Source organism: Chthoniobacterales bacterium, from assembly GCA_039930045.1.
Taxonomy (GTDB): Bacteria; Verrucomicrobiota; Verrucomicrobiia; order Chthoniobacterales; family DASVRZ01; genus DASVRZ01.
In genome coordinates this window covers 386,301-407,677 of the sequence record JBDSQB010000002.1, presented here as the reverse complement: position 1 = coordinate 407,677, position 21,377 = coordinate 386,301, and the positions used below count along the sequence as shown (strand labels likewise).

Annotated in this window: 18 protein-coding genes; 7 read left to right on the top strand and 11 right to left on the bottom strand. The window is 56.0% G+C overall.

The annotated features are described in order from the left end of the window. Positions 1 to 25 precede the first annotated feature (25 nt). The 3 genes from ABIT76_02025 to ABIT76_02015 are packed head-to-tail and all read right to left on the bottom strand — an operon-like array spanning position 26 to position 2,831. On the bottom strand, positions 26 to 721 hold the full coding sequence (locus ABIT76_02025) for an LUD domain-containing protein (protein MEO7931914.1): 696 nt from the start codon (positions 719 to 721) through the stop codon (positions 26 to 28). Next, positions 718 to 2,115 (bottom strand): LutB/LldF family L-lactate oxidation iron-sulfur protein, encoded by a 1,398-nt coding sequence (locus ABIT76_02020; protein MEO7931913.1) that lies wholly within the window; start codon positions 2,113 to 2,115, stop codon positions 718 to 720. The genes ABIT76_02025 and ABIT76_02020 overlap by 4 nt, the downstream gene beginning before the upstream one ends. Beyond that, a complete protein-coding gene (locus ABIT76_02015; GenBank protein ID MEO7931912.1) occupies positions 2,112 to 2,831 on the bottom strand; it encodes a (Fe-S)-binding protein in 720 nt (239 codons plus the stop codon). Before ABIT76_02015 ends, ABIT76_02020 begins: the two co-directional genes overlap by 4 nt. Positions 2,832 to 2,925: 94 nt before the next feature. Here ABIT76_02015 and ABIT76_02010 point away from each other — a divergent pair, with 94 nt between their 5' ends. After that, positions 2,926 to 4,695, top strand: a complete 1,770-nt coding sequence (locus ABIT76_02010) for a glycine--tRNA ligase (protein ID MEO7931911.1) — start codon at positions 2,926 to 2,928, stop codon at positions 4,693 to 4,695. Between the two features lie 142 nt (positions 4,696 to 4,837). Here ABIT76_02010 and waaF read toward each other — a convergent pair whose 3' ends face one another. Genes waaF through secG form a run of 3 tightly spaced genes read right to left on the bottom strand, consistent with a single transcriptional unit; the run spans position 4,838 to position 8,885 of the window. Continuing rightward, a complete protein-coding gene (gene waaF / locus ABIT76_02005; protein MEO7931910.1) occupies positions 4,838 to 6,736 on the bottom strand; it encodes a lipopolysaccharide heptosyltransferase II in 1,899 nt (632 codons plus the stop codon). Between the two features lie 4 nt (positions 6,737 to 6,740). Next, the gene (locus tag ABIT76_02000; GenBank protein ID MEO7931909.1) at positions 6,741 to 8,363 is read right to left on the bottom strand and encodes a peptide ABC transporter substrate-binding protein; all 1,623 of its coding nucleotides are present in this window, start codon (positions 8,361 to 8,363) and stop codon (positions 6,741 to 6,743) included. 18 nt (positions 8,364 to 8,381) lie between these two features. After that, positions 8,382 to 8,885 carry a preprotein translocase subunit SecG gene (gene secG / locus ABIT76_01995; GenBank protein MEO7931908.1) on the bottom strand — a complete coding sequence of 168 codons (504 nt, stop codon included), beginning with the start codon at positions 8,883 to 8,885 and terminating at the stop codon, positions 8,382 to 8,384. Positions 8,886 to 9,158: 273 nt separating this feature from the next. On the opposite strand from secG, the gene ABIT76_01990 reads away from it, so the two are divergent. Together ABIT76_01990 and mgtE are read left to right on the top strand one after the other, a co-directional pair. Then, positions 9,159 to 9,596: a hypothetical protein gene (locus tag ABIT76_01990; protein MEO7931907.1), complete on the top strand. Its 438-nt coding sequence runs from the start codon at positions 9,159 to 9,161 to the stop codon at positions 9,594 to 9,596. Between the two features lie 190 nt (positions 9,597 to 9,786). After that, positions 9,787 to 11,166, top strand: a complete 1,380-nt coding sequence (mgtE, locus tag ABIT76_01985; protein MEO7931906.1) for a magnesium transporter — start codon at positions 9,787 to 9,789, stop codon at positions 11,164 to 11,166. A gap of 4 nt (positions 11,167 to 11,170) precedes the next feature. On the opposite strand, the gene ABIT76_01980 is transcribed toward mgtE, so the two are convergent. Then, a complete protein-coding gene (locus ABIT76_01980; protein ID MEO7931905.1) occupies positions 11,171 to 12,208 on the bottom strand; it encodes an agmatine deiminase family protein in 1,038 nt (345 codons plus the stop codon). 7 nt (positions 12,209 to 12,215) lie between these two features. Next, on the bottom strand, positions 12,216 to 13,106 hold the full coding sequence (locus ABIT76_01975; protein MEO7931904.1) for a carbon-nitrogen hydrolase: 891 nt from the start codon (positions 13,104 to 13,106) through the stop codon (positions 12,216 to 12,218). Positions 13,107 to 13,210: 104 nt separating this feature from the next. Here ABIT76_01975 and ABIT76_01970 point away from each other — a divergent pair, with 104 nt between their 5' ends. Further along, positions 13,211 to 13,810 (top strand): peptidylprolyl isomerase, encoded by a 600-nt coding sequence (locus ABIT76_01970; GenBank protein ID MEO7931903.1) that lies wholly within the window; start codon positions 13,211 to 13,213, stop codon positions 13,808 to 13,810. On the opposite strand, the gene ABIT76_01965 is transcribed toward ABIT76_01970, so the two are convergent. Next, positions 13,807 to 14,325, bottom strand: a complete 519-nt coding sequence (locus ABIT76_01965; protein MEO7931902.1) for a hypothetical protein — start codon at positions 14,323 to 14,325, stop codon at positions 13,807 to 13,809. The two genes, ABIT76_01970 and ABIT76_01965, sit on opposite strands and share 4 nt — an antisense overlap. 67 nt (positions 14,326 to 14,392) lie before the next feature. On the opposite strand from ABIT76_01965, the gene ABIT76_01960 reads away from it, so the two are divergent. Both ABIT76_01960 and ABIT76_01955 read left to right on the top strand, forming a co-directional pair. After that, on the top strand, positions 14,393 to 15,523 hold the full coding sequence (locus ABIT76_01960) for a 5-(carboxyamino)imidazole ribonucleotide synthase (protein MEO7931901.1): 1,131 nt from the start codon (positions 14,393 to 14,395) through the stop codon (positions 15,521 to 15,523). 20 nt (positions 15,524 to 15,543) lie between these two features. Then, positions 15,544 to 18,345 carry a rhamnan synthesis F family protein gene (locus ABIT76_01955; protein ID MEO7931900.1) on the top strand — a complete coding sequence of 934 codons (2,802 nt, stop codon included), beginning with the start codon at positions 15,544 to 15,546 and terminating at the stop codon, positions 18,343 to 18,345. A gap of 2 nt (positions 18,346 to 18,347) precedes the next feature. On the opposite strand, the gene ABIT76_01950 is transcribed toward ABIT76_01955, so the two are convergent. Continuing rightward, positions 18,348 to 18,869, bottom strand: a complete 522-nt coding sequence (locus ABIT76_01950; GenBank protein ID MEO7931899.1) for a hypothetical protein — start codon at positions 18,867 to 18,869, stop codon at positions 18,348 to 18,350. A 47-nt stretch (positions 18,870 to 18,916) separates the two neighbouring features. After that, a complete protein-coding gene (locus ABIT76_01945; protein MEO7931898.1) occupies positions 18,917 to 19,870 on the bottom strand; it encodes a transglutaminase family protein in 954 nt (317 codons plus the stop codon). A gap of 185 nt (positions 19,871 to 20,055) precedes the next feature. On the opposite strand from ABIT76_01945, the gene ABIT76_01940 reads away from it, so the two are divergent. Then, positions 20,056 to 21,294, top strand: a complete 1,239-nt coding sequence (locus ABIT76_01940) for a M20/M25/M40 family metallo-hydrolase (GenBank protein ID MEO7931897.1) — start codon at positions 20,056 to 20,058, stop codon at positions 21,292 to 21,294. Positions 21,295 to 21,377: the final 83 nt, after the last annotated feature.

Here is a 21,377-nt window from a genome sequence, read left to right as displayed (position 1 = left end):
TAGATTCGATTCATCAATTCCGGGGCTAGACGCAAAAAATCGTCAGCTTCTTTGGCCCGTGCGCTCCCAAGACGAGGATGCGCTCGATGTCGCCGGTGCGGCTCGGGCCAGTGATGAGGCTCATGAAGCTCGGGAAATTGCCGGTGTATTTTTGCTTCAACGCGGCGAAGCCAGAGGGCAGATCGGGCAGCAATTGCTCGCGCCGGACCAGCACCACATGATGCGGCGGGAGGACGGAAAGAGCGCGACCGCCGGAGCTGCGGGTGGTGACGAGAACGGAACCCGTCTGCGCGATGAGCGATTCGCATTCGGAAATTCCGGCGTCGCATTTCTCCAGATCGGGAGTGGCATACGACTCATCGGTCAGCATCATCGGCAATCCGAGTGCGGGACAAATCGCGTCGTTGAGCGTGCCGCGATGGGTGCCGATGCGCTGCCAGCCTTCAACTTGTGCAAGGGTCTTCAGAGCACCTTGCAACTCGCCCAAGCTGTCGAAAATCTGGAAGTCAGTTTTCAGTTCAAACGAATTCTTGGCGAAGAGCGCCACCTGATCGCCGAAGGTCGCGCCCACAGGCGGCAGCCATTTCATGACCATTCCCGGAACGATCGGAGCCGGGGCCGTCGCGTGCTCATTCCCATGCAACTCGTGCGTGCCAGGAACCGGAGCGGGAACTGAGAGCCCCTCGCGGATGCGGGCAAGGATGTTGGTGCGTTCGCTCATTTCTGGCGGGACCTCCAGTATTCCTTAAACGTCTGATCCGCGACGGGTGGGAGGTCGCGGGTTTTCGTCCAGGCGCGGGCGGGGTCAAGAATCGTGCCTTGGATGAGCGGATGGAAGAGTTGCCCGATGCGTCCGCCCCAAGCCGCGAGCCGCCATAGCGCGGGGTGGTTGAATAGAATGGAACTCAAATGGAAAAGCGTCTGCTCCCACCAGACGGGCTTCTGGGCGATGGCGTTGCGCCGATTGTGCAAGAGGTGGTGGTGGAGGTTGATTTTTACCGGACAGGCCTCGGTGCATGCGCCGCAAAGGGTAGAGGCGCTGGAGAGGTGTTTCCACTCCTGAATCCCGCGCAAATGCGGCGTGATGACCGATCCGATGGGACCCTGATAGGTCGTGCCGTAGGTGTGCCCGCCGACGTTTTTGTAAATGGGGCAGACGTTCAGACAGGCGCCACAGCGGATGCAATGTAGGGCGTCGCGCTGCTCAATGTCGGCGAGTAGATGCGTGCGTTTATTGTCGAGAAGAACGATGTGCATTTCCTCGGGGCCATCGGTCTCACCCGGCTGGCGTGGACCGGCATACATCGAGTTGTAACAGGTGACGGCCTGACCCGCGCCGGCGGTGCCTAACATCGGCAGGAAGAGCGCGAGATCCTCGAACTTTGGCAACACTTTTTCAATGCCCATGAGCGCGATGTGAACCTTTGGCAGCGCGCAGGTGAGTCGCGCATTGCCCTCGTTTTCCGTGATCGAAATCATACCCGTCTCGGCCACGGCAAAGTTCGCGCCGCTGATCCCTATGTCGGCGGCGAGGTATTGGTCGCGCATCACGCGGCGGGCGATCATGGTCAATTCCTCCGGGCTGTCGGTCTTGGCTGAACCAAGTTCCTTCTCAAAAAGATCGCTGATTTCACCCCGACTCAAATGCATAGCCGGGAAGACAAAATGATACGGTGCCTCGTGCCGAAGCTGGACGATATATTCGCCGAGATCGCTCTCGACCACATCGTAGCCGGCCGCCTCCAGAGCCGCGTTCAGGTGAATCTCCTCCCCTGTCATCACTTTCGACTTGATGATGCGCCGGGCGTTTTTCTCCTTCACAATGCCGAGAATAATCTCCCGCGCCTGCTCCGCAGTGCTCGCCCAATGGACCTTGGCCCCGCGCGCTTCGATCTTGTCGGCGAACTCGACGAGATATTTGTCGAGGTGATTCACTGCTTCCCATTTTGTCTCCGCCGCCGCCTGACGCGCCGCCTGCCAGTCTTGGAAACGCGCCTTTTTGTCGTCCCGCGCGACGTAATATTTTTTCAGCGCACTTTGAATCCGCTCACGGTGATCGAGGTTGTGCGTCAGCCGCTCGGAGTCGGATTTGAACTGGAGGACGTTCAGATTCATCGGCGTGAATTGAGGACCTCGGCGATGTGCAGCGTCTTAATCGGCTCGCCCTGACGATTGAGCAGGCCCTGAATGTGCATCAGACAGCTCGAGTCGTTGGAAATGATAAAGTCCGCGCCCGTTTCGATGGCCGACGCGCATTTCACCTCGCCCATCGCGGTTGAAATCATCGGAAACTTCGCCGAAAACGTCCCGCCAAAACCACAGCAGGTCTCGGCCTCGCCCATTTCGAGAAGCTCCAGATCGCGCACTTGGGAGAGCAATTCGCGCGGCTCCTTTTTCTTCCCGAGTTCGCGCAAACCGTGGCAGCCGTCGTGGAAAGTCACCTTCGCCGGAAAGCGTGCGCCGAGATCGGGATTTCCCAGTTTCGTCACCAGAAAATCGCTGAACTCATACGTCTTCTCCGCCAGTGCAATCGCATCTAACTCGTATTCCGTTTTTGCAAACAGCTCCGGATAAAACACCTTCAGCATCGCCCCGCAGGAGCCGGACGCGATCACGATGACCTCGGCGTTTTTCAGCCGCTGCAAGACGGGGATCGCCACCTTTTTCGCCTCTTCCCAATAACCCGAATTAAAAGCAGGCTGACCGCAACACGCGATTTCCTCCGGCACCTCGATCTCATGCCCGAGCCGCTCCAGGATTTCCACGATGCTCACCCCGACGTTGGGGTAGCACATATCGACGAAGCACGGGACGAACAGGGTGATTTTCACAGGCGAGTTTCATCCTATTCACATATCTCGGGAAAACAACCTGCAACCTTTTTGGTTGCGTTTGTGTCCGCGCGCGGCTCTCCTTTTCGTCCCTATGGCCAAAGAAAACACCGCAAACGAACGCATGGAAAAACTCGTCAGCCTCTGCAAGCGGCGCGGCTTCATTTTCCAATCCAGCGAGATCTACGGCGGCTGCGGCGGCGTCTGGGATTACGGCCCCTTGGGAGCGGAGTTAAAGCGTAATCTGCGCGATTCGTGGTGGCGTAGAATGGTTCGCGAACGTGAGGATGTCGTCGGTCTGGACGCCTCCATCCTCATGAATCCCTCCATTTGGAAAGCCTCCGGCCACGTGGATACTTTTGCCGATTTGATGCGTGAATGTGTGCTTACGAACAAGCGGGTGCGGGCGGATCATGTCGAGCCGCAGAGTGGCGTTGCGATGCATTTCACGGGTGCGGAGTCGCCCACCGGTTGGAAAATGGCGCGTCCCTTTGATGTCCTCCTGAAAAACGGCGAACACATCGAGAGCTTTCGCAAGCGGGTTCGAGCCTTGATCGCCCTCAATGCGGGTGAATCCGCAGGCGAACCCGATGCCATCGTTTTGCTGGGCGAGGAACGCATTGAAACCGTGGTGGATTCCGTGAATTTTCATCCAGAAACCGGCGGTGCGCTCAATGAGGCGCGTCCCTTCAATTTGATGCTGAAAACCTACCTCGGCCCGACGGCGACCGAGGCGGATGTCACGTATCTGCGCCCGGAAACAGCCCAGGCGATTTTCGCGCAATTCAAAAACGTGGTCGATTCCACTCGGGTCAAAGTCCCCTTCGGCATCTGCCAGATTGGAAAGGCCTTTCGCAACGAAGTCACCCCGAAAAATTTCACTTTTCGGTCACGCGAGTTCGAGCAGATGGAACTCGAATTCTTCATTCCGCCCGACGAGGCCGTTCGCCTCATTCACGGCCACGTTGCGGAATACAGCGACTCGGCCGACCTCAGTACGCCGCAACCCGACTGGGGCTGGGACTTGTGGCATCGCTATTGGGTGAAGGAGCGCACCGCTTATTATGCTGGCATCGGTCTTGGTGCCGACGTGCTCGATTATCACTGGCAGACCAAGGAAGAACTGGCCCATTACGCCCGCGCTTGTGTCGATATTCTCTTTAAGTTTCCCTTCGGCACTGAGGAACTTGAGGGCATCGCCGCCCGGAGCGACTTCGATCTGCAGGCGCACCAAAAAGCCAGCAGCAAACCGCTCGAAGTCTTCGACGAGGAACTTCGTGCCGCAGTCACCAAACTCACAGACGAACAAAAAGCGGAATTTGTGAGCGGAGTTGCATCCGAATGGACCGCCCGCAACAAATCGCCCGAGGAAGCCGCCGCCTTCTGCGACCGCCTGCTGAAAGGCTTCTATGTACCGCACGTCATCGAGCCGAGCGCAGGACTCGACCGTCTCGCCCTCGCTGTTCTCGCCGACGCTTTCACCGAAGTGGAAAAAACCGACGCCAAAGGAAACACTGAAACACTCACCATCATGCGTTTCCACCCGCGACTTGCTCCGGTGAAAGTGGGCATCTTCCCATTGCTCAAGAACAAGCCGGAGCTCGTTGCCAAAGCCCGCGAAGTTTACGACCTCCTGAAAAAGCACATGACCTGCTTCTACGACGAGGGCGGCTCCATCGGGAAACGTTACGCGCGGCAGGACGAAGCGGGCACGCCGTTTGGCATCACGATCGACTTCGATACGCTCGGAGAAAAAGGCCCGGAGTTTCAGGGCACTGTGACGTTGCGCCACCGCGACGACGGCCGCCAGGAACGCATCGCCATCGCCGATCTGCTCGGGTATTTGCTGCCGAAAATCGTCTGATCGAGCCGTAAAACAGCGTCAGATTCTCATCTCCGGGAGCGCACGCGTCCCGTGTGTTCTTTGAGGTGTCTCGCCTCAAAGCTTTACAGACCCCCGGGACGAGACGTGCGCTGGAGAGTCGCTTACGCTCCCTGAGAGCCACTCAGCCGCCGATGGCTTTGAGCACGGCCTCGGTGACTTCGTCCACCTGCACAGCGTTCATGCAGCGGAAGTCGATGGGGCATTCGCGCAGAAAACACGGGCTGCATTCCACTTGGTGGCGAATGACCCGGTGATTCGGACCCATGGGACCAGTAAGGAGCGGCTCGGTGCTGCCAAAAACGGAGATGGTAGGCACGCCAAGCAAGGCGGCGAGGTGCATCGTGCCGGTATCGTTGGTGAGCAGGGCGCTGCACTGGCCAAGCAGTTCGATGAGCTCGGTGAGAGTGGTTTTGCCCGCGAGATTTTTCGCGCTCGGCCCGATCTGAGTTGCAATCGATTCAGCGATTTCGCTATCGGCGGCGGTGCCAAGAATGAGCCATTCGCAATGGCGGCGCTGGGCCACGGCTTGTCCAACGGCGGCGAATCGTTCCGGGAGCCAGCGTTTGGCGGGCCCGTATTCGGCGCCGGGGCAGAGTCCGAGTCGAATGGGGGCATAGGGTTTATTGCGGGTGAGCGTGGGGAAGCTGGCAAAGTCGAGGTTGCCGCCGATGGCTGCGGCCAACCGCAAATAATGCAGGCTCTGATGCTCCGGCGGCCCGACGCGTTTCGGGTCTTTGATGATTTGATCGAGGAGAAATTTTCGTCCCTGGCGATCGTAACCGGCGCGGCGCGGCAATCCGGCGAGCCGGAGTTCCAACGCACTGCGCATGGAGTTGGGCAGTATGACGCCGGCGTCGAATTTTCCGCGCAACATTTTTGCCACGGAGAAAACGCCCTGACCCGGACGGATGCCGATGACGTCGTCCACCTCGGGGACGAGCTTCCAGAGGTCGGTGAGTTTTTCGCGGCAGAGCACAGTCAGATGCAAGTCGGGCCGGCCGTGTTTCATCGCGCGCACGGCGGGAACGGTCATAATGGCGTCGCCCAGCCAGTTGCTTGAGCGGACGACGAGGCGAAACGGCTGGAGGTCGGCAAAAGTTATTCCCTCGGGCAAAACGATGCCGCGCCGGTAGCGTTTCGTGTTTGAGAGAAGAAATTCCGGCGACGGGATCTTCCAGCGATCATGGACCCAGAACCACTCGTGCGGACTGCGGCGGATTTGTTTTTCGAGAACGAGATTGAGTTTAGCAGTGGTCTGGTCCACATCGCGGCGCACGGGCGGCAGCGGCTCCTCGAAAATGATCTTCCAACGCGCCACGCCGGTCGTCTGCACGCTCACGGGAATGAGCACGCCGCCGGAGCGGGCGGCGAGCAACGCAGCCAGGGGCGAGGTCGAGGCGAGCTTCTGGAAAAATGGCGTCCAGACTCCGCCGTCGCCCGCGTGTTGATCGATCAAAACTCCGGCGATGCCGCCGCGCCGGATGGTGGCAATGGATTCATTGAAACCCTCTTTGCGCTCGACCATGTGAATGCCGAAACGGGCCCGCGTTTTTCTAACATACTCGTCCATCAGCGGATTGCCGAGGCGCTGATAAATCGCAGAGAGGCCGGTGCCCTCAAAGAGGAACATGATCTGCGCGATGAGCTCCCAGTTCGCCATGTGGTTGAGCGCCCAGATTGTGCCTGTGCCTTGGGCTTGCAGTCTTCTAACTATGGCGTCGCTTTCGAGGACGATGCGATCCTTGATTTCCTCGCGGCTCAACCGCGAAAGCGCGGGGACGGCAAAGATGTTAGCCACGAGATTTTGGAAATGCGCGCGGGCGAGCTGGTGGAGTTCGGCGGGAGATTTCTCGCGACCAAACGCTATGGCTAGATTTGCCAGTGCCGTTTTCCGGCTGGAGAATGCTAGATAGTAGCCGATGAGTCCTAACAATCGCCCAGATAGGAATGCAACTCGAATGGGCAGCCGCTCCAGCAGCCAGACGGCGATACGAAAAAGGCCGAAGGTTAGGCGATCCATGATGTCAGGGCACCTTCCGGTAAATGGTTCGGAGCGGATGCTCGTCGAGAACATTGGACTGGATGCCGCCCCACTTCTTCGAGTCGTAAAGCTGGATGCCGACATAGTAATAGAGCGGGCAGATGGGTGCCTCCTCGGTGACTAACATCGTCTCCGCGCGGCGGAAAATATTCTGGCGTTTGTTAGGATCGAGTTCTTTCGCAGCCTCGGCGATCCAGGCGTCGTATTGTTTGTTAGACCAGCCAGTGCGGTTGTTGCCTCCGTCGGTCACAAACATGTCCATGAAAGTGTTAGGATCATTGTAGTCGCCGACCCAACTGCTGCGGCAAAAATCGTAGTCGAGCCGGTTTTGCGAGTTGAGATAGACCTTCCATTCCTGACGTTTCAATCCGACTCGCACGCCGAGTTCGCGTTGAAACATCGCCTGCAACTCGACCGCGATATTCTCATTAATCTTCTTGTCATCGTAGAGATATTCGATCAGCGGAAATCCTTTTCCACCGGGATAACCTGCCGCTGCTAACAGTTGTCTGGCCTTCTCAGGATCGCGCGCATAGCCGGGCGGCGAATTATAGCCGGCGGTCTTCGGCGGAACGAAACTAGTCGCGGGAATCTCGCCCGCGCGGGTGATTTTGTTCACAATGAGATCCTTGTCGATGACGAGCGAAAAGGCGAGCCTCACACGGGCGTCGTTGAAGGGCGGATGCGAGACGTTGTAGCGGATGAAGTAGTTGCCGAGGAACGGGGCGGAGTTGAAGTCGGGCATCTTTTTCAACTCCGACATCAGCGCTGGCGGAGTTAGACCTTTGTCCATCATCAGGTCGGCGACGCCGGATTTGTAGAAATTGTAGGCCGTCATCGAGTTCTCGATGGGCAGGACGTCGATCGTGTTTAGACGGATGTTAGCAGCGTTCCAATAGGTCGGGCTTTTACGCAGACGGATGTGGTCGTTCAGCTTCCATTCCTCCAGCGTGAACGCGCCGTTGCCGACGATTTTGCCGGGCTTGATCCAGTCCTCGCCATATTTCTGGATTGTTTCGATGGGCACCGGGAGCAGCGTGCAGAAGCAGCAGAGCCCGAGGAAAAATGGCGTCGGATTTTCCAAGGTAACGATCAAAGTCCGCTCATCGGCGGCGCGCACTCCGACTTGGGAAAAATCCTTCAGCGTGCCTTCGTTGTAGGCGCGACCATTTTTCAAATAGTGGAGTTGGTAAGCGTATTCGGCGGCTTGGGCGGGCTCGAGGACACGTTTCCACGAGGCGACGAAGTCCTGGGCGGTGACCGGTTTCCCATTCGACCACTTCGCATTCGACCTTAAGTGAAATGTGTAAACGAGGCCGTCTGGCGACATCTCGTAAGTCTCCGTCGTGCCGGGCTGGGGAACGCCGTCGGGCCCGTAAGCCATCAAGCCCTCGAACAAGGCATATGCGACACGCCCGTCGAGCTGGCCGGTGATCACCGCCGGGTCGATTGACTCGGGCTCGGCTCCATTGAGGAAGGCGAGGTCAGCCCGTTTCGCCACGGGCGAGCAGCCGAAACTGAGGGCGGCCAAGCCGATAACCAGCAAAACCCACCCTCGGAAAGGGATCGTCGGGCGCGGAATTTTGCTGGTGAAGTGGCGAATCACCCGATTGAGGAGGAAAATTTACGGAGTGGCCGAAGGAGATGCGGCAGATTCCACAGGTGAAATGGGAGCCGCAGCTTCCGGAGCGGGCGCAATAGGCGCAGCCAGGGGAGTTGGAGTCGCCTCAGGCGTTGGTGTGGCACTCGGCGCTGGCGTTGAGGGAGTCGGGGAAGCGGTCGGCGTGGCGACGATGGCCGCCTGCGGAGTCGGGGAGGAAGCGGGGAGCAATTTCTTCGCGGCAGCAGAGGCGGCGAGTTGCTTTTGAATGGCCGACTGCTGGGTGGAGGATTTCGAGTAAAGAACGGTGAGGAGCAGGCAGGAGCCAAAGAAGATCGCACCGAGGTAAACCGTGAATTTCTGGAGGACGTTGGTGGTCTGGGCTCCGAACAGGTCCTGCGTCATGCCGCCGCCGAAGGAAGCGCCGAGGCCCTCGTTTTTCGGACGTTGCATCAGGACGATCAAGACCATGAGCACGGCAGTGATGATCAAAATGCCGAGAAGCAGGTAAATGGAGACGTTTAACATAGGTGGAGCCGTCTAGTGTAACGAGAGATCGTGCTTTGTAAAGGGTCGTCTGGCCGCGGCTCCGGGAGCGAAAAAGTGGATGCAAGGCATGGGCAGCTAACCTCGGACGCGGCGCCGGATGCTTGCTAACAATGGTGCTAGCATAGTTTTTCAAATAGCTAGTCGTGTTAGCAACTAACATGCATCTCCTAACCAAGGGCTAACAGCTAACTTTCTAGCTGGAATGCATAAGATAGTATTTGCATTAGCCGAAAAGATTACTAATATGCGGCCATGCCTAAAAAAGCTACACCTAAACCCGTCAAGAAAGCCGCCCCTAAAGCCGCTGCCAAGAAAATCGTCAAAGCTGCAGCGCCAGCCAAACCTGTGAAGGCTGCCAAAGCCACCAAGCCAGTGAAAGCGGCTCCAGCCAAGACCGCTCCTGCAAAAGCGACGAAGCCGGCGCCAGCCAAGGTTAGCAAGACCGGCCCGAAAAAAGGACGTGGCCGCGTGACCTCTCCTAGTGGTCCACTTTCCGCCGCAGTTGTTTCCGTTCTCAAGCGTTCCAAGCGCCCGTTGAGCTGCGCTGAAATCACCGAAGCGCTCATCAAAAAGAACTATCAATTCACCCATCCGGAGCCAAAGCGCATCGTCTCGATCCGCATCTACAAGCTCAAGGGTGTGGAGCAGACCGGCCCCGGCCGTTTCACTGCTGCCGCTGAAGAAAACTAACTATCCTTAACTCACAGGGCGGCCCGGGAAACTGGGCCGCCTTTTTTGTTAGTAGAAAAAACTAACATGCGAGTTTAAGTCCAATGTGAGGCTTGCATCCCCGGTGATAACAATGAAACCCGACTCTGGGGTGCCAGAAGTTTATCCATTTCTTGCTTGCGGGGAAATGCCGACCCTTTAAAGCTGGGGAATGGTCGGCAAACTTCTCGCTCCCGAGATTCGAGAGATGATTTCCCAGAGGGATTTCACCTCTCTCCGCTCTGTTTTCACAGACTGGCCAGTGGCGGATCTGGCGGAGTTGCTCTCCGATCTGGAGGTGGAGGAGCAGGTTATTTTCTTCCGCGTTCTGCCGCATTCGATTGCAGCCGACACCTTTGAATATCTCGATGTGGACACGCAAACCGCGCTGCTCCATGCGATGGGCCAGGAGCAGGTGGTGGGGATTCTCAACGAGATGTCGCCCGATGATCGCACGGCCTTGCTCGAGGAATTGCCGGCGAATGTTGTCTCGCAACTGCTGCGACTTCTAACACCAAAAGAACGCGCCGTGGCGCAGGCGTTGCTCAACTACCCCGAGGAAAGCGTCGGGCGTTTGATGACTCCGGATTTCATTTCAGTGAGACAAGACTGGCGGGTCTCCGACGTGCTGGATTTTATTAGGAAACATGGGCATGCGAGCGAGACTTTGAACGTAATCTATGTGGTCGATTCGTCGGGAATGCTAGTCAACGACGTGCGCATCAGCGAGTTTTTGCTCAAACCCACGGATATGTTAGTCAGCGCGCTACAAGGCAGCTTTGTCGAGCCGCTGAAAGTGACCGATTCCCAAGGTGACGCGGTGCAGGTTTTCCGAAAATACGACCGTACGGCGCTGCCGGTAGTCGATTCCGAAGCCAAGTTAGTCGGAATCGTGACAGTGGACGACATTCTCGACATCGCCGAGGAAGAAACCACGGAAGACATTCAGAAGTTGGGTGGTATGGAAGCGCTCGATGAGCCGTATCTGGACATCTCGCTTTTCGGCATGGTGAAGAAGCGCGCGGTCTGGCTGGTGATTCTATTCATTGGAGAAATGCTAACAGCCACAGCGCTGGGTTTTTTTGAAAATGTAATCGCCAAAGCAGTCGTACTAGCTTTGTTTATGCCGTTGATTATTTCCAGCGGCGGCAACTCCGGTTCGCAGGCGACAACGCTAATCATTCGCGCGATGGCCTTGGGGGAAGTGACGCTGGTGGATTGGTGGCGTGTCATGCGACGAGAATTTCTCTCAGGCCTCATGTTAGGTCTCATCCTGGCCGTGATCGGATTTACGCGCATCTGTGTCTGGACGCTTTTCAGCCATCAATACGGAGAACACTGGCTGTTGATTGCCGCCACGGTTTCCTTGTCGCTGGTCGGGGTTGTTCTCTGGGGATCGCTCGCGGGTTCCATGCTGCCCTTTCTGCTTCGTAGATGTGGGCTCGACCCGGCGACGTCCTCGGCTCCGCTCGTGGCAACGCTGGTCGATGTGACGGGACTGGTAATTTATTTTTCGGCCGCGATTCTTTTGCTGCGCGGAACCTTGCTTTAACTAACTACGCCGGCTGCTGCTGCGAAAGGCAGTGGAAGGCGCCGAGGCCCCAGATGAGTTCGCGGCAATCGATGCCGACGATGCGCCGAGTGGGAAATGCTTGCTGCAAAACAGATGTCGCCCAGGCGTCGGTCGGCTGGTGAAAAATCGGGAGCAGGACGACTTTGTTAGCAATGTAAAAATTAGCGTAGCTAGCAGGCAGTCGCTGCTCCTGTTTGATGACTGCCGATGGCATGGGCAAGGTTAGCAAATGCAGCGGCGTGCCGTCCTCGACTTGCATTTCTTTCAGCAGATTCAGGTTGTGCTGGAGCGGCTCGTAGTTGGCATCCGCCGGATCATCCTCGACGACCGTGATGACCGTTGAGCGGTCTGCGAAACGACTAATATCGTCGATGTGACCGTCCGTGTCGTCGCCGATAATGCCGTCTCCGAGCCAGAGGAAATGACGCACGCCCAGGTAGTCGCGCAGTTTCTCCTCGATTTGAGTTTTGGTTAGATTGGGATTGCGATTCGGATGCAGCAGACACGCGCTGGTGGTTAGCAAAGTGCCGGAGCCATTCACTTCAATCGAGCCGCCTTCCATCACGATGCGCGGATAGAAAACATCCATTCCTAACAATTCTCCAACCCGCGTCGGCACATCTTCATCGAAGTCCACTGGGGGATATTTCCAGCCCCAGGCGTTGTAGTCCCAATCGACGATGGCGACGGATCGATCCGAGTCGCGTTTGACGAAGATCGGGCCGTGATCACGGCACCAGCATTCGTTCGTTGGAATGTGCCGAAAGGTGACATGGCTGATATCGATGGAACTCAACTGGCGCCTCACCATTTGCTCGACGTCCATGTTAGGGACGTTGATGTTGACGGCCTCCGACTCGCGCAGTGCGTCCACCATTTGCGTGAGCGCGGGCAGGACGGACTCGTAGGAATCCGGGAAGCTGATTCCCTCGGGACGCGGCCAGGAAAACCATGTGGCAGCGTGCGGCTCCCATTCGGCGGGCATGCGATAACCGAGACTGGCTGGAGTGGGGGAGGACATTGGAATGTTAGTCGATATAGCGGCGGGTCAGGTCGCTGTAGGCGTCGATGCGCCGGTCGCGCAGAAACGGCCAGTGCGTGCGCTGCGTGTCGAGCGTGCCAAGATTGGCCTCGACAATGAGGATTTCCTCCTGATCGACCGAACCTTTTTTCAGGATCATGCCCGACGGATCAGCCACGAAACTCTGGCCCCAAAACTGGATGCCGTCGCCGCCTTCCGGCGTTTCGACTCCGATTCGATTCGGAACGGCAACGTAGCAGCCGTTCGCGATGGCGTGACTGCGCTGGATCGTTTCCCAGGACGAATGCTGGCGCTCGCCGTAATGGGCTTTCTCCGACGGATGCCAACCGATGGCAGTCGGGTAAAAGAGGATTTCCGCGCCACTCAAAGCCGTGAGCCGGGCCGCTTCGGGATACCATTGGTCCCAGCAAACGCAGACGCCGATTTTCGCGTATTTTGTCTGCCACGAGCGAAAGCCGAGATCGCCCGGTGTGAAATAAAATTTCTCGTAGAAAAGCGGGTCGTCCGGAATATGCATCTTGCGATATTTCCCGAGAAACGTCCCGTCGGCGTCGATGATTGCGGCGGTGTTGTGATACAGGCCCTCGGCGCGTTTCTCGAACAGCGACGCCACGATGACGACTTTCAGTTCTTTCGCGAGGGCGCAAAGCAGGTCGGTCGTCGGACCGGGAATCGCTTCGGCGAGAGAGAAATATTCGTGCTTTTCCGCCTGGCAGAAATAGAGCGACGTGAACAATTCCTGGAGGCAAATAATTTGCGCTCCCATCGACGCGGCCGTGCGAATGCGCTCCACGGCCTTGGCCACATTTTCAGCGGGAACCGCCGAGCAAGTCATTTGGATGAGGCCGATCTGGACCGGACCGCGAGGTGAGGACATGGGAAGACTTTAGACAAGAAAAGCGGTGCGCCCAAACAGGAAAATCACGATTTTTCTCCTCTGCTGTGAATTGGACAAGTTCCCTGTGCGTCGTAAGCTCGCCCATGAAATTCCTCCTCGGCTCGCTCGCCATTCTCTTCGGACTCACCCTCTCCCCACTTCAGGCGGAGACCGCGCCATCCACCGAAAAAGCCGCGCCGCTCAAGGACATCCGGGTCGTTTTGCACACGGATAAGGGCGATATCGAGGCCACGCTTTTCGCCTCCAAAGTGCCCGTCACCGTGGCGAACTTTCTCAATCTTGCGGAGAAACGCTATTACGACGGTCTGACCTTTCACCGCGTGATCCCCGATTTCATGATTCAAGGCGGCGACCCCAAGGGCAATGGAACCGGCGGTCCGGGTTACAAATTTGCGGACGAGTTTGATCCGACTCTGCGTTTCGACAAATCGGGCGTCTGGGCCATGGCTAATGCGGGTCCGGCGACCAATGGCTCGCAATTTTTCATCACCCATGTGCCGACGCCGCACTTGAATGACCGACACACCATTTTCGGCCAGACCACGAAGGGTCAGGACGTGGTCAACAAGGTTGAAAAAGGCGACAAGATCAAATCCATTGACATCCTGGACGACACCAAGGCGCTCTTCGCGGCCGAGGCGACGAAAATCAAGGAATGGAACGAGGGAATGAGCAACAACTAGCTCTTTACCGACACCACGATGGCGTATTGCTGAATCTCGAATTTCGTCGAGGTCAGCTCACCCAAATAACGCAGCACTTCGGTAAAAGGAACGTTACTCAGATCGAGTGTAATCGGTGTTTTCTCGGCAAAATCCGGCGGCAGTTGCAGGACAAAACTGGGTGTGATCTTATTCGCGGAGAGTTCCGCCGCCTTTACTTTGAGATAATCCAGAACCGAGCCGAAAGACGCTTCCTTGAAAGTGACTTTGGGAACAATCAAAGTCGCGAGCTGCGTCGAGAGCGTGGATTTTTTGTCCTTTTTCTCCGCCGCGAGAATGGACTTCATGTAATTTTTCGCCCCTGGATGTTCCGGCTCTGCGGCGAGAACTTTTTCAAATTTCTCCTTCGCCGTCTTTGTGTCTCCGGACAGATACGCTCGCTGCGCCTCAGAGTAAGTGGCCGAGGTGCTGGTCTGCGAATAAACGGCAGGAGCCGTCAAAAGCAGGGCCAGAAGACAGAAATGGGGGATCTTCATGCGCTGACAATAATCACTAGCCAGCCCGTTTTCAAATGTTCTTAATAGCCGAGAGATGTCGAAGAATATGATCAAACCAGAGGCCACCATCGGGCTGCTTGGCGGCGGGCAACTAGGCCGTATGTTTGCCTTGGCAGCACGTAAAATGGGCTATCGCGTGCATACTTTTGAGCCGCAACCTGCGAGTCCGGCAGGGCAGATTTCAGACCGGGAATTCACCGCCGCCTACGACGATCTGGAGCAGCTCGACACCTTTGCGGAATCGGTGGATGTGGTCACATTCGAGTTTGAGAACATTCCAGCGGGCGTCATCGATCGCATCGCCCGTCACAAGCCGGTGCATCCACGTTCCGAGGTGCTGCACATTTGCCAAAATCGCGAGCGGGAGAAAAATTTCCTTCAGCAAAAAGGCTACCCCGTGGCTCCGTTTCGGATCGTCGCCTCCGCAGACGACTTGCAGTCCGCCCTGCTGGAGATCAAGGGCGATGTTGTCCTAAAAACAGCCGACTTCGGTTACGATGGCAAGGGCCAGTTCAAGGTCGACCGCCCGCAATCCGCCGAGGCTATCTGGGGCCAGTTTGCCACGCCGAAAGCTGTTCTGGAAAAATGGATCGGCCACGTTTGTGAGTTGTCAGTCGTCGTTGCGCGCAATGCCACAGGCGAGAGTACCTGTTTTCCTGCCGCCGAAAACCTGCACAGCCGCCACATTCTCGACATCTCCATCGTGCCTGCGCGGGTTCCTGCCGGGATTCAAAAAAAGGCCGCCGAACTGGCCACAAACATCGCCGCTGATTTGAGTTTGATTGGACTCCTGGCCGTCGAGTTTTTTCTGACGGCGGATGGCGAACTGCTCATCAACGAGCTGGCGCCCCGGCCGCATAATTCGGGTCATTACACCGGCGATGCCTGCGTCACCAGCCAGTTTGAACAACAACTCCGCGCCGTCTGCGGCTGGCCGTTTGGCTCCACGAGACTGCTCTCGCCTGTGGTCATGGTGAACCTGCTTGGGGACCTCTGGAAGGACGGAAAGCTCCCAGATTTCCTGCCGGTCCTCCGCGAGCCGGATGCCAAGCTACATCTCTACGGCAAAGTCGAGGGACGTCCCGGACGCAAAATGGGTCACTTCTGCGTGCTCAAGCCGAGCGTGGAAGAGGCCCTGGAGACCGCCCGCAGAATACAGGCGGAACTCAAAGGCTAAGAGCCTTTGTGGAGTTCAGAATGGAATCCAACTCCGCTCAATTCAACAAAACTGAATCCGCGCAGGTCGGGTTGCACAAGTCTTGGTTCGCTCGAGTCTTTTATCATTGGAAATCACCGGCGTTGCCCGTGAAGCAGAAAACAACCTCTGCGGCTCCTGCCTCATCCAAGTCCGATTCAGTTTTAAAACGACTTAATAGCGTTTTCCATGCTGCCTATTATCTCTCTAAAAATCCTGCTGCCGCCGATTCGGATCTAACTCCACTGGAACATTATCGAACCATCGGATGGAAGAAAAACCGCCAGCCACATCCGCTTTTCGATGTGACTTGGTATCTGCGGCAGAATCCCGAAGTGGCTGCATCCGGGCAGGAGCCGCTCCAGCATTATCTGGAGCATGGCTGGAAAATGGGGTGTTCACCTCATTTGTTTTTCGATCCTCAATATTATCTACAGACCTATCCAAATGTAGCAGCCAAAGATCAGGAACCGTTGGGACATTATTTGCAATTTGGATGGAAGAGAGATTTCAAAACGAGCGCTCACGGACGGTTTCACTGGCAACGTGAATTCTCCAATCTCGACGCTTTAATCAACGGGGACGAAATATCTGTAATCTTGGGGCTGCGGTTTTTTTCGGCACTGAAAACAAAGAGCCCAAACAAGCCCGCAATCCTGCTCGTCACGCATGAGAGCACCCGTACCGGCGCACCGATAATGCTCCTCAATATAGCTAAAATATTGAGGGAAAAATATTTTATTATCCTGCTAGATTTTTGTGAAGATGCGTTGCAACCCGAGTTCCAACAGGCGAGCGATTACTATGCCGGATTTGGAACCAAAACCCAGCCGCGCATGTCGGGGCTTACGCTGCATCTGCAGCTTTTGCTCGCACATATTCCGATTCATTTTGCGCTGGTCAACACACTGGCTTCCACAAAAATTCTGTCGCTTTTATCGAGGCACAGCATTCCCTCAGTTCACCTTGTTCATGAATTTGCCGAGTCTTGTAGGCGTTCAACCTTTCGCGATGCTGTTTTCCGTGCAAGCAAAATGGCGTTCCCCTCGCAGCTTGTTCTCGATAGTGCCACGCGAGCTTGCCCGGATTTAAAAACTTCGCACGCCGTGATTCTGCCGCAAGGAATCTGTCCGCTTCCTGCATTCCTCAGCTCTTCCGAGAAAGAGACAGTCCCGAAGGCCATTCGGCCATCCGGTTGGGAGGATGCTGTCATCATTCTAGGCATGGGGAGCGTGGAATATCGAAAAGGCGCCGATCTTTTCTTTCTTTGTGCCAATCAGTTGATACAGCGTAATCCCGACAGGAAAATACGGTTTGTATGGATTGGATCAGGACTCGTTGCTGAGCAGAACAACCACTTTTGCGTCTATCTGAAGGATCAACTGAAAGAAGCCTCTACAGATGGTGCGGCTGTCATTCTCGAAGATATCACCAATGTCGGACTCGCTTACTCCGAAGCGGATGTGTTTTTTGACAGTTCCCGGCAGGATCCATTTGCATTGGTGGCTCAGGAGGCCATGCACCATGCCTTGCCGGTGATGTGTTTTGCCGAGGCGACCGGTACAGCGGAAGTCCTCTCGGCAGAACCCGTCACCCGAGAATGCGTTCTGCCATATCTCGATATTGAAGCAGCTTGCTGCGAACTCCAAAAACTCATCGCTGATCCGGCTCTCCGCACAACTATTGGACTTAAATGCCAGCAAATTGCCGCGACGCTTTTCGACTTCGATAACTATGCAACCCAAGTCGAAAAGGTGGCCTTGGAACAGGTAGAACTCACCCGGGAGCTTAACCGACAAACAGCCGAGATTGATAATTCCAAGGTGCTCGATCTGGATTATTTATCCTCTCCCATCCAGCCAGAAATCTGGGCTGATCCCAGTCGTTGGTTTGTTCATTCTTGGTCGAAGGGAATGAGTCGTCGAAAGCCATTCCCAGGTTTTCATCCTGGCATTTATGCGGAAAGAAATCAGATCCTGGCAGGTGATCCACTGGTGCATTTTCTTCGAACTAGACAGCCTTTAGGCCCTTGGTTGGCACGGCGAATTCATCCCTTGGTGGGAAATGCCCGGCCTATTGCGGACTGCAAAATTGCCCTGCACATCCATTTTTTTTATGCTGACATGGCGGAGGAAATTTCCCGTCGGCTGCTGCGCAACCGGACCTTGATCGATCTTTTCATTTCGGTCCCGGATGAAGAGACTGCGGAGCTGGCTAGGCGCAAATTTTCTGCGTGTGCGAATCGAATGAAAGTCGCTGTGGTTCCCAATCGGGGACGCGACATTGGGGCGTTTCTGAAAATGTTTACCAGAGAAGTAGCCCGTGATTACGACATCGTCGGCCATCTGCACACGAAGAAATCGTTGCATTCTTTCAAGTTGAGCAAGGTGGCTCTTTGGAAGGAATTTCTATTTGAGAATCACGTAGGTGGCAGCGAGGCCATGATGGACGCTATCTTGTCAGCGATGGTCGAAGATCCAAAGATTGGGATCGTTTTTCCAGATGATCCCAATGTCTTGGGATGGGGGAAAAATTTTCCAGTCGCGAATGATTTGTTGACTCGGATGAAGTTGCCGCCCGTGGTGCATCAGGAGATTAATTTTCCGGCTGGGACTTTCTTTTGGGCCAGAACAGCGGCTTTGCAAAGACTGCTCGATCTTGATCTCCAATGGGAGGATTTCCCTGAAGAGCCGGTACCAATGGATGGCACGATTTTGCACGCTATTGAGCGGCTTCTTCCGCTGATTACCGAATCGGCTGGATTTTACTCTGCTATCACCGCCGTGCCGGGCTTCACTCGATGATATTATTGTCCTGTGGCATCTTTGACTTTGTCGCCGACGTTTTCCGCACTGTGTTCGATCGAGCGTCCGACCTTGTCTAGAGTATGCTCAATTTTCTCCGCGCCCGTGCGGGTGTCCACCGGCTCTATGGGTGTCATGTTTGACTGTGGAGCGGTGGCTGTGGCTGCGGCATAACGGGCTGTTTCCTTGGCACGGTAAGTCTGCATATTCGTGAGTTTCGCCTGGGCTTCAGCCTGATCCGAGCCAGAGGTTTTAGCGACACGAGCTTGCAACTCAGCGATCTCACCGTCCAGATCGGCAAATGCGCGTTTTACATCGGCGGCGTTCTCGGCACTGGGAGTGGAAGCGTATTGGTCGATGGCGGTTCCAAGTTTTTTAGTTTCCAAAGTGGCCGTGGCCGACTCTGGAGTTCGAGTGATATCAATGGGAGTCGGGCTCGGGATGACGACTTCGACTTTCTTTTCACAGCCAGCTCCGACAAGGCTAAAGGTAAGCAGGGCGGATAAGCAAATATTCTTATTCATACCTAGAATATTCGAAAGCCGCAGCCTTGCTGGCTGTATCGATGATCTTAAGCTGACTGCTCGAAAGCGGTCTGAGTCGCATTGGTCGGGAAGCGCAATTCTGGCTGGCCACAGAGGCGTTTGCTGAGATCCACCGGATCGCCGATGTGCACTTCGCGGGGATCAACTTGATACGACCAGACCTCGAAATATTGGAGCAGCGTCGGACCAAAAAACGTCCCAAAGGCGCAACTTCCTGCATCGTATCCAGAGGAAATTCTCACCCGGCCGATTCGTGGTTTCAAGAAACGCGCGTCGAATGTCTGCCAGCGCTGGTCGAGCCAGACTTCCATGTAAGCGTGGAAATCCATGGGGCGACCGTCATCTTTCCAAGCAATATCGCTGACGTAGCCGCTGACGTAGCGGGCCGGGAGGTTCATGGCACGGCACAAGGCGACAGCGCAATGGGCAAAATCACGGCAGACGCCGAATCGGCGCTGAATGACGTCATTAGCGGTGATGAACGGGCTGCCGGAGCCGGTGCGATATTCGATATTGGCGTGAATCCATTCGCAGATCGCCAAAACACGCGACAAACCCGCTGGCAGATGCCCAAAGTTGTTCCAGGCAAAATCAGCCAGGCGGTCAGAGTCGCAATAGCGCGAAGGCTGGGTGTAACGCAGAATCTCCGAGGGAAGCTCGTTTACCGGAGTGGGCACATCGCTCCACCAAGCATCCTCGCGGACGCTAGGCACCATGACGATGGCGTCGTAAGTCAGGAAGTGTTCGCCGGGTACGAGGAGCATGCGGTAGATGACGTTGCCGTGCTCGTCGCGGTATTCTGTAACCGAGGAATTCTGCGAAAGCTGGATGCTTTCCTGCCGAATGGACTGCGTCGGCTCCTGCTGCGGCTTGAGAATGGCGAAAGTCGGCACGTCGTTGTTGACTGAATAAACGAGCTTGCAACCGACCCGCACTGCGATGTCGAGGACGGGAGGTTCGTGATGTGAAATGGTGCTCATAAATTTTCAGACTGCCCACCTAATCGAGAATTGTCCGTCGCCCGGTTCCCAGAAGTTGCGGGATTAAACCACGAAGACGCGAAGACACGAAGGGAAATAGCACGGACGCCAAATGCATTCCTCAAAACAGACTGCCGTCTTCTTTTCCCTTCGTGCCTAGGTGTCTTCGTGGTTATTTTCCAGCCATGCCTGAAGATCTCGCTGCCTTTTGCCAGTCCGCCCTGCCGGAAACCTTGGAATTTCTCCGTCAGATGGTCGGGCTGAACAGCTTCACCGAAAATCGGGACGGCATCGCGGCAAATGCGCAACTCATTTCCCAGCAATTCGCCCAGCTCGACTTCCGTCCGACTCTCAAACAGGCGGCAAATCCAAAATTTGGACCGCACCTCGCCCTCCGCTGCGCGCCCGTGGACGGGCCCACCATTGCCTTGCTCTCGCACCTCGACACCGTTTATCCGCCTGCGGAAGAGGCCAAAAACAATTTTCACTGGGAACAAGTCGGCAACCGCATTTACGGCCCTGGCACCAACGATATCAAAGGCGGCACGGCGATGATTTGGCTGACGCTGCTTGCGCTGCAAAAGTTTGCGCCGGAGGTGTTTGCGCAAACCAACTGGGTGATTTTGCTGAACGCTTGCGAGGAGGTCGTCTCTGAGGATTTTGGGGAATTTTGCCGCGAAATCCTGCCGCCGTCGACGAAGGCCTGCCTTATCTTCGAAGGCGATGGCGGCGAACCGGGCGAAGTGTCGCTGGTTTCCTCACGCAAAGGCCGGGCAGCATTTCGGGTCGATGTCGAAGGCAAAGCCGCCCACGCCGGGACGCAACATCCGAGCGGTGCGAACGCTATTGTGCAATTGGCCGAATTCATTTCCGACATCAGCGCGCTAACCGATTATGAGCGCTATCTGACCGTCAATGTGGGCCAAATCTCCGGCGGGACAGTCCCCAATCGAGTGCCACACGAATCATCAGCCACATTCGAGATGCGGGCGTTTGATCCAGCAATTTATCAAGAAGCGCGCAAAAAAATTCTCGCATGGAACGAACGCTCGACCATTTCTGCAAAAGACGGTTCCAGCCAGTGCCGCGTGCAGGTGAAAATCGTTCACGAAACCGTTCCCTGGCCGCGTAATCCCGCGACCGATCAATTGCTCGCGATTTGGAAAACGGCCACGGAAGATTCGGGTTCAATTTTTGTGGCAGAAGATCGCGGCGGATTAAGCGACGGAAACGTTCTCTGGAATCACTTTCCCACGCTCGATGGCCTCGGCCCTCAGGGAGAAAACTGCCACTGCTCCGAACGCGACCCAACAAACGGAAAAGACGCCGAATGGGTTGGCTTGCAGACATTTGCAACAAAAGCCGCCCTCAACGTTACAGCCATCATGAAAATCCTGAGGAATGCCGCCCCCGCCGACGGATAAAGTGACAAGAATACCGCAAAAACACCGGAGTTTCATTGGACTCTCCGCTGTTTTCGGAGTAGTAAATTCCCTTCAAATCAGCA

Coding starts and splice junctions, on each gene's coding strand:
- ABIT76_02025 (MEO7931914.1), bottom strand. CDS start 721: ATGAGCGAACGCACCAACATCCTTGCCCGCATCCGCGAGGGGCTCTCA.
- ABIT76_02020 (MEO7931913.1), bottom strand. CDS start 2,115: ATGAATCTGAACGTCCTCCAGTTCAAATCCGACTCCGAGCGGCTGACG.
- ABIT76_02010 (MEO7931911.1), top strand. CDS start 2,926: ATGGCCAAAGAAAACACCGCAAACGAACGCATGGAAAAACTCGTCAGC.
- waaF (MEO7931910.1), bottom strand. CDS start 6,736: ATGGATCGCCTAACCTTCGGCCTTTTTCGTATCGCCGTCTGGCTGCTG.
- secG (MEO7931908.1), bottom strand. CDS start 8,885: ATGTTAAACGTCTCCATTTACCTGCTTCTCGGCATTTTGATCATCACT.
- ABIT76_01990 (MEO7931907.1), top strand. CDS start 9,159: ATGCCTAAAAAAGCTACACCTAAACCCGTCAAGAAAGCCGCCCCTAAA.
- mgtE (MEO7931906.1), top strand. CDS start 9,787: ATGGTCGGCAAACTTCTCGCTCCCGAGATTCGAGAGATGATTTCCCAG.
- ABIT76_01980 (MEO7931905.1), bottom strand. CDS start 12,208: ATGTCCTCCCCCACTCCAGCCAGTCTCGGTTATCGCATGCCCGCCGAA.
- ABIT76_01975 (MEO7931904.1), bottom strand. CDS start 13,106: ATGTCCTCACCTCGCGGTCCGGTCCAGATCGGCCTCATCCAAATGACT.
- ABIT76_01970 (MEO7931903.1), top strand. CDS start 13,211: ATGAAATTCCTCCTCGGCTCGCTCGCCATTCTCTTCGGACTCACCCTC.
- ABIT76_01965 (MEO7931902.1), bottom strand. CDS start 14,325: ATGAAGATCCCCCATTTCTGTCTTCTGGCCCTGCTTTTGACGGCTCCT.
- ABIT76_01960 (MEO7931901.1), top strand. CDS start 14,393: ATGATCAAACCAGAGGCCACCATCGGGCTGCTTGGCGGCGGGCAACTA.
- ABIT76_01955 (MEO7931900.1), top strand. CDS start 15,544: ATGGAATCCAACTCCGCTCAATTCAACAAAACTGAATCCGCGCAGGTC.
- ABIT76_01950 (MEO7931899.1), bottom strand. CDS start 18,869: ATGAATAAGAATATTTGCTTATCCGCCCTGCTTACCTTTAGCCTTGTC.
- ABIT76_01945 (MEO7931898.1), bottom strand. CDS start 19,870: ATGAGCACCATTTCACATCACGAACCTCCCGTCCTCGACATCGCAGTG.
- ABIT76_01940 (MEO7931897.1), top strand. CDS start 20,056: ATGCCTGAAGATCTCGCTGCCTTTTGCCAGTCCGCCCTGCCGGAAACC.